This window comes from Hydrocoleum sp. CS-953 (genome assembly GCF_002260545.1).
GTDB lineage: Bacteria > Cyanobacteriota > Cyanobacteriia > Cyanobacteriales > Microcoleaceae > Trichodesmium.
The window spans coordinates 1-6,891 of record NZ_LGSU01001112.1 but is presented as its reverse complement, the minus strand read 5'-3'; the positions used below and the strand labels follow the sequence as shown (position 1 = coordinate 6,891).

Below are 6,891 nucleotides of genomic sequence, written 5' to 3'. Positions count from 1 at the left end.
TATTAACACTCAAAATAGAATTGCTATAGTATCATTTCAACTAGCATTTGTTGTACTTTATGTCAATCAAAATTTCTATATCTATAATATAAGCCAATATAAGCTCAATTACTAAATTTATGACCAAGAAATAACGTCCATAGCCTCCCCTTTCAAGGGGATGAAAAAGAAAATTCCGGTTTTCAAGCCTCCTAATACACCCGGAGGTACTTTTAAAGAAGTTCCGACCTAGGACACTAACTAATAACTGATAACTGAAATAACAAACTCATGCTCTTAAGTATTGCAGATAACTTTATTAAGCGGCCTGTATTAACGACAGTCTGCACAATACTGGTTGTCCTAGTAGGCGTAATCAGTATACCTTTATTGCCCATTGCTCAGTTGCCTCAACTTGCTAATACAGAGGTTCAAGTCACAGCAACTTACATTGGAGCTGATGCTCAAACGGCAGAAAATACAGTCACAACAATTCTGGAAAGGGAAATTAACGGTGTTGAAGAGATGAAATATATGTACTCCAACACCAGTAATAATGGTGCGACAAGTATTAGTGTTGCCTTCCCAACAGAAGTAGATCGAAATACAGCTCAAGTTAACGTTCAAAACCGANGTCACAACAATTCTGGAAAGGGAAATTAACGGTGTTGAAGAGATGAAATATATGTACTCCAACACCAGTAATAATGGTGCGACAAGTATTAGTGTTGCCTTCCCAACAGAAGTAGATCGAAATACAGCTCAAGTTAACGTTCAAAACCGAGTAGCTCAAGCAGAATCAGGATTACCTGACGCAGTTAAACAAACAGGGGTGACAACTGAAAAAGCATCTCCTAGTATTCTCTTGGTAATTGCATTTAACCCTGAAAAAGACGATAGTGACAATTATATATATGATGAGACTTTTATTAGTAACTATCTTGACCTGAATGTTAACGATCAGATTAAACGTATCACTGGTGTAGGTCAGGTTGACTATTTGGGGGAACGTCAATATGCTATGCGGATCTGGCTAGATCCTCAAAGGATGACAGCTCGTGGAATTACTGNTCTCTTGGTAATTGCATTTAACCCTGAAAAAGACGATAGTGACAATTATATATATGATGAGACTTTTATTAGTAACTATCTTGACCTGAATGTTAACGATCAGATTAAACGTATCACTGGTGTAGGTCAGGTTGACTATTTGGGGGAACGTCAATATGCTATGCGGATCTGGCTAGATCCTCAAAGGATGACAGCTCGTGGAATTACTGCTCAAGATGTAGTCAACGCTTTACAAGAACAAAATATTCAAGTAGGTGCAGGAAAAATTGGTCAAGCTCCCGCACTACCAGAGCAAAAGTTTGAAATCCCTCTGCGAGCAGTTGGTAGATTCACCGAAGCTTCAGAATTTGAAGAAATGGTACTCAAAGTTGGTGAAAATGGCACCCTAGTCAAAGTTAAAGATGTGGGTAGAGCTGAACTGGGAGCAGAAAATTATGAACTGATTGCAACCTATAATAACGGCCCAACAGTCGGGATGGTGATTTATCAACTTCCAGGTAGTAATGCTCTAGAAACTGCCAATGAAATTAAAGCAACACTTGCAGAGCTGAGTAAAAATTTTCCTCCTGGGTTAGAATATAAAATTGCTTATGACACAACTTTATTTGTAACTGCATCTTTGCAAGAGGTTGTTGTCACCCTTTTCCAAGCAGTCAGTTTAGTGGTTCTGATTATCTTTATATTCCTCCAAGATTGGCGGGCTACCTTAGTTCCAGCTATTGCTATTCCTGTAGCTTTGATTGGAGCAATGGCAGGTTTGAAGATAGCAGGATTTGAACTTAATACATTAACATTGTTTGCTTGTACCCTAGCATCAGGTCTAGTGGTGGATGATGCAATCGTAATTGTGGAAGCAGTCTCGACCAAAATTGAGCAAGGGATGAAGCCAAGGCAAGCAGCGTTGGACTCTATGGAAGAATTAACGGGTGCGACTATTGCTACATCATTAGTATTGATGGCAGTTTTTATTCCCGTTTCTTTCTTCCCTGGAACTGTCGGAATTATTTACAAACAGTTTGCACTAACTATTGCTTTCGCTGTTGCCTGTTCTACCTTTAATGCTCTTACCTTTTCTCCCACAATGTCCGCCCTATTGTTGCGTCCCAAGGAAGAAACAACAGGACCACTGGGCTGGTTTTTTGATAAGTTTAATCAGAGTTTTGGTTGGCTGCAAGACCAATACGCTAAATTCGTGAGATTCCTTACTCGCATTAATGTCTTGGTGATGGGGATTTTTATTGCGGGGTTAGTAGCAACTGTTTTGATGTATGGTATAGTTCCTGCTGGATTTGTGCCAGAAGAAGATCAGGGATATTTTCTGGTTCTGTATAGCGCTCCTGATGGTGTTTCAGTTAACTATACAGCTAGAGCGACAGAGAAAATTACAGATAAACTTTTGGAGATTGATGATATCGAATCTGCTTTTGGTGCTGCGGGATTCGGGTTTGACGGTAGTAACCCTAGTCAGGGAGTTATGTTTGTCTTGCTGAGACCTTGGGATGAACGACCTAATTCAGAACAATCAGTTTATGGGGTCCTGAGAAAGGTCAATGCTTCATTACAGGATGTTACAGAGGTGAGAGCTTTTGCTGTTAATGCACCTCCTGTACAGGGATTGAGTAATACTGGTGGTTTTGAATTTCAATTACAAGACCGCAGTGGTAACTTACCAATTGAAGCTTTAGCAGATAATGCTCAAAAATTAATTGGTGCTGTTAATTCTGATAAGTACCCTGCAACCCAGGGCGTTTTCACTCAATTCGCAGCTAATAAACCTCAGAAGCGGATCGAAGTATTGCGAGACCGAGCTAAAGCTCTAAATGTCAGAGTTAATGATATCTTCTCGACGTTGGAAACTTTCTTGGGTTCTTCTTATGTTAATGACTTTGTTTTAGGTCAACGTCAATATCGAGTTTATGCTCAAGCAGAACCACAATTCCGATCTAACCCTGAAGATATTAACCAATTTTATGTTCGTTCTCAAAATAACGAAATGATTCCTTTGGGTAGTTTGGTAAAAATCACTGACTTTACAGGTCCAGAGACAATTACTCACTATAATATTTTCCGGTCTCTGAAAATTCAGGGCAACCCCGCTCCTGGTTTTAGTTCTGGACAAGCGATCGCTGCGATGGAGGCTGCTTCAGCAGAAGTATTAGACCCTGGTTTTGGTTATGCTTGGCAGGGTAGTGCTTTGGAAGAAAAGTCTTCTGGTGGTTCAGCACCTATCATTTTTGGTTTAGGGGTTGTGATGGTATTCTTGGTACTTGCAGCTCAGTATGAAAGTTACATTGACCCAGCAATTATTATTCTATCGGTGCCACTAGCGGTATTAGGTGCGCTTTGTGCAATTTGGTTCCGAGCAAATGTGCCGATGGCAGGTGGAGTTTGGCCTGTTGTTACGAATGACGTATATTGTCAGGTTGCTTTGGTTATGTTAATTGGTTTGGCTTCTAAGAACTCTATTCTAATTGTGGAGTTTGCCAACCAGTTAAGGGATAAAGGGTTGAGCATTAGTAAGGCAGCAGTTACAGCAGCAGAACAANTTGTTACGAATGACGTATATTGTCAGGTTGCTTTGGTTATGTTAATTGGTTTGGCTTCTAAGAACTCTATTCTAATTGTGGAGTTTGCCAACCAGTTAAGGGATAAAGGGTTGAGCATTAGTAAGGCAGCAGTTACAGCAGCAGAACAACGTTTCCGCCCAATTCAGATGACTGCAATTTCTAGTTTGATTGGTTTCTGGCCTCTAGTTGTAGCTACGGGTGCAGGTGTAGGTAGTCGTTGGTCTTTGGGTACTGCAATATTTGGGGGAATGTTGGTTGGTACACTGTTGAGTTTGTTGATTACTCCTAATTTGTATATTGCAATTAAGACTTTTGAATCCCGATTTTTGAAGGGTGAAAAACCTGAGCCGTCAGATGAGGATAGTTTCTCAGATTATGATGACCATCATTCTAATGGAAATGGATCTCTTGAGAATGGTGTGAAAGATCATCATAATGGGCATAGTTTAACTAACGGTGCATCAGAAAATCAAGCTAATTCTACTACAGAAACTGCTGATTCTGATATTGATGAGGCGGTTAGGCAAGAACCACAAATGCCTAAAAGTTAGATAACAAAAATGATATGGTTTGGATACAAAACCCCTACTAAGTTCTAATATCAACAGGACTTACGCAAAGCATCTATAAATTGTGTTTTTCGTAGGGGCAATTTCTTAGGTCATGCGCCGAAAACATTAATTGCCCCTACGGATAGCGTCTCTGTGTAAGTCCCGATTAAGTCTAGATAATTAGTTAGATCAAACCTGGTATTATTAGTATGATATAGAATCCGGTTATATAGTATATGTTCATAATTCTATCTAGACTTCAATCTCCCCATCTCCCCATCTCCCCCAAATATATAATAAGTATTCAACCGGATTTTATATTAAATCCGGTAGTGTCGGTATACAAAAGTATATAAACCGGGTTTGTATTAAATACCCCAGCACCTAATGTCTACCTCCCACTAACCCGGTTTCTGATCAGACTTTCGTTGCAAGGGAATTTGATATGACCAGAATTAACTTCCCAAAACTTTATTTATTAGTTCAGTTTAGTCTTATTAAATTTATAGCCTTTAAAGACTACAGCTAAACCACCAATAATCAATAAGCTTAAACCAGAATATGGCTCATTAACACTTGTAATATAGACTGTATTAATTCCAAAACCGCGTTCTGGTGAAGAAGTCTGAAAAACCAAGCTTTTAATATTAGCTGTATCGGTTTTTACCCCTAAAAAAACGGCAGAGTTATCCAGTGCCCCAGAAGAAATTCCTGGTAATGAAAATGTTCCTAGTAAACTATTTTGATCGTCAAACGCAGATACAAAAACTTCATAATCTATGTTGGTACTAGCACTTGCAGCAATTTGGGTTCCAGCAGCTTTAACATTTTTCTCAAAAACAATAGTTAAAGGATTTGTATTTCCTGTATTAGGAATTGTACGATTAAAACCTGTAAATAAAATCCCATCACCAGGTGCAAAATTAGTTAGAAGTTCTGGGTTAGTTTGAAAAATAAATGGTGGAGTAAAATCTTCTCCAGCCGATGGAATTTCAACGTTTATTCCTAAACCATTAGAAGATTGTGCTGAAAATGAATTTGAAAGAAAGTCACCAGGATTCGGAGCTAATGGGTTGAATAATTTTCCTAAACTTGACCATTCAATTTCGTCATTACTTTGTAAAGCATTCCTATCTTGAACAAATGTAATAGCATGAACTGGCTGTGATAAAAATGTTGTTAAAGCAATAAATGTAGCTAACTGAGCCTTAATAACTAATTTGCAATTAGAAGCTTTCAAAGTTTTATTTTCCTTTATTATTAAATTATAGACATTATACTCTACACTCCCCAGATTGTAATAGGAATGTTAAATACGATTTACTGATGAATGAAATAAAATTACATGATAATGTAGCTTTAACAGAGAATATGAAAATTACAGAATTTATGACCGATAAAGAAATCATATTACCTAGAGGTNCCGAAAAATACTCTACACTCCCCAGATTGTAATAGGAATGTTAAATACGATTTACTGATGAATGAAATAAAATTACATGATAATGTAGCTTTAACAGAGAATATGAAAATTACAGAATTTATGACCGATAAAGAAATCATATTACCTAGAGGTCAAGTAGAAACTGTGGTAGAAATTTACAATCAAGGAAAAGCTTTAGAGGTAGAATTTGCTAATAAAAATGGGCAAACTTACGCATTAGTATCCCTCGAACTTGAAAAACTAATGTTGCTACATACAGACTGTTCCAATCTAACATTTTGAATGACGTAAATAAGAAACCGGGTTTATGGGAGGTAGACATTAGGTGGTGGAGCATTTAATACAAACCCGGTTTCTATACTTTTAGCGATCGCTACTAACAATCAAACTTTATTTGACATTTTTAATTCTGCCATTAACTTCGGCCAAATTATGAGAAAAAATCCCATCCAAGTTAATATAGGAATAGAAACAATAACTGTTAACCAAACCATTCTAAATATCAACCAACTACTACTAATAATAGTAATTCCTGTCAAAAGTATTGACCAAGGTTGACACCACCAAGGTTTGTAATTCCAGGGGTTAAATTTTTCTGATTCAACTGATTTGTTCATAATAAATAATATGTGAGCAAGATAGTACAGAAAACTCTAACACAAACATCTTAGCTGTCATTAAACTATTGCGCAATAGTTTTGATATTTTTGATTAAGTGGCAAGGGTAGCGATCGCTTCCGCTGCCTTTCTCTTTGATTGATTATTCATTCAACCGTTGTACAATAGTTTCTTTTTTAATCAACTATTGTACAACAGTTGTGAGATTTTAGATAAAACTACGGTAGCACAGCCATCTTAGCTGTCATTAAACTATTGCGTAGCAGTAGGGAAGTAAAGATTGTTGTTGGGTTTCGTTCCTCAACCCAACCTACGCTTACTGAGACTATTTCCTACTCCCTACTCCCTACTCCCTAAGCGTTTAGTAATTTGTTTAATAATGCCACTAAGAATAGCGCCTCCCATCAAAATTCCAATAGCTGGAGTAAAGACTGGTTCCCATAACCTATGCCAAAGATCGAGACCTAAAGACACCCCAGAATAACGACCAATAACAGCGATCGCAAACCAGGCAAAACCAATTATTACTAGAAATACATCTACCACTAAAAATGTATCTAACCAGTTGAGTAATTTGTCTTTCATTGTTAGTAATTCCTCGTAAATATTGTAATTTATTATAAAATATAGCAATCCTAAATATAAATAGCTTGTAATATTC

General features: G+C 37.4%; 5 protein-coding genes and 3 pseudogenes. 5 read left to right on the top strand and 3 right to left on the bottom strand.

Annotated elements, in window-relative coordinates; genetic code table 11:
• Nucleotides 1-270: 270 nt before the first annotated feature.
• The 4 genes and pseudogenes from AFK68_RS17080 to AFK68_RS35150 form a co-directional block, all read left to right on the top strand.
• A pseudogene (locus tag AFK68_RS17080) lies at nucleotides 271-612 on the top strand (efflux RND transporter permease subunit); the annotation flags it as partial.
• 43 nt (nucleotides 613-655) lie between these two features.
• Nucleotides 656-1,049 (top strand): annotated as a pseudogene (locus tag AFK68_RS45540) (efflux RND transporter permease subunit); the annotation flags it as partial.
• A gap of 1 nt (nucleotide 1,050) precedes the next feature.
• A pseudogene (locus tag AFK68_RS17075) lies at nucleotides 1,051-3,595 on the top strand (efflux RND transporter permease subunit); the annotation flags it as partial.
• 39 nt (nucleotides 3,596-3,634) lie between these two features.
• Complete coding sequence (locus tag AFK68_RS35150) at nucleotides 3,635-4,168, top strand: efflux RND transporter permease subunit (RefSeq protein ID WP_246844241.1); 534 nt, start codon at nucleotides 3,635-3,637, stop codon at nucleotides 4,166-4,168.
• Nucleotides 4,169-4,646: 478 nt separating this feature from the next.
• On the opposite strand, the gene AFK68_RS17070 is transcribed toward AFK68_RS35150, so the two are convergent.
• Nucleotides 4,647-5,408: a hypothetical protein gene (locus AFK68_RS17070; RefSeq protein ID WP_210407463.1), complete on the bottom strand. Its 762-nt coding sequence runs from the start codon at nucleotides 5,406-5,408 to the stop codon at nucleotides 4,647-4,649.
• A 183-nt stretch (nucleotides 5,409-5,591) separates the two neighbouring features.
• Here AFK68_RS17070 and AFK68_RS17065 point away from each other — a divergent pair.
• Nucleotides 5,592-5,894 (top strand): DUF4926 domain-containing protein (locus AFK68_RS17065; RefSeq protein WP_210407462.1); only part of this gene is annotated, 303 nt, incomplete at its 5' end.
• A 101-nt stretch (nucleotides 5,895-5,995) separates the two neighbouring features.
• Here AFK68_RS17065 and AFK68_RS17060 read toward each other — a convergent pair.
• On the bottom strand, nucleotides 5,996-6,229 hold the full coding sequence (locus tag AFK68_RS17060) for a DUF6737 family protein (RefSeq protein WP_094673814.1): 234 nt from the start codon (nucleotides 6,227-6,229) through the stop codon (nucleotides 5,996-5,998).
• Nucleotides 6,230-6,569: 340 nt separating this feature from the next.
• Entirely contained in the window at nucleotides 6,570-6,815 is a 246-nt protein-coding gene (locus tag AFK68_RS17055; RefSeq protein ID WP_094673818.1) for a hypothetical protein, read from the bottom strand.
• Nucleotides 6,816-6,891: the final 76 nt, after the last annotated feature.

Bases quoted from the DNA above. Each gene is read 5' to 3' on its own strand.
- AFK68_RS35150 (WP_246844241.1), top strand. From the start codon at position 3,635: ATGTTAATTGGTTTGGCTTCTAAGAACTCTATTCTAATTGTGGAGTTT.
- AFK68_RS17060 (WP_094673814.1), bottom strand. From the start codon at position 6,229: ATGAACAAATCAGTTGAATCAGAAAAATTTAACCCCTGGAATTACAAA.
- AFK68_RS17055 (WP_094673818.1), bottom strand. From the start codon at position 6,815: ATGAAAGACAAATTACTCAACTGGTTAGATACATTTTTAGTGGTAGAT.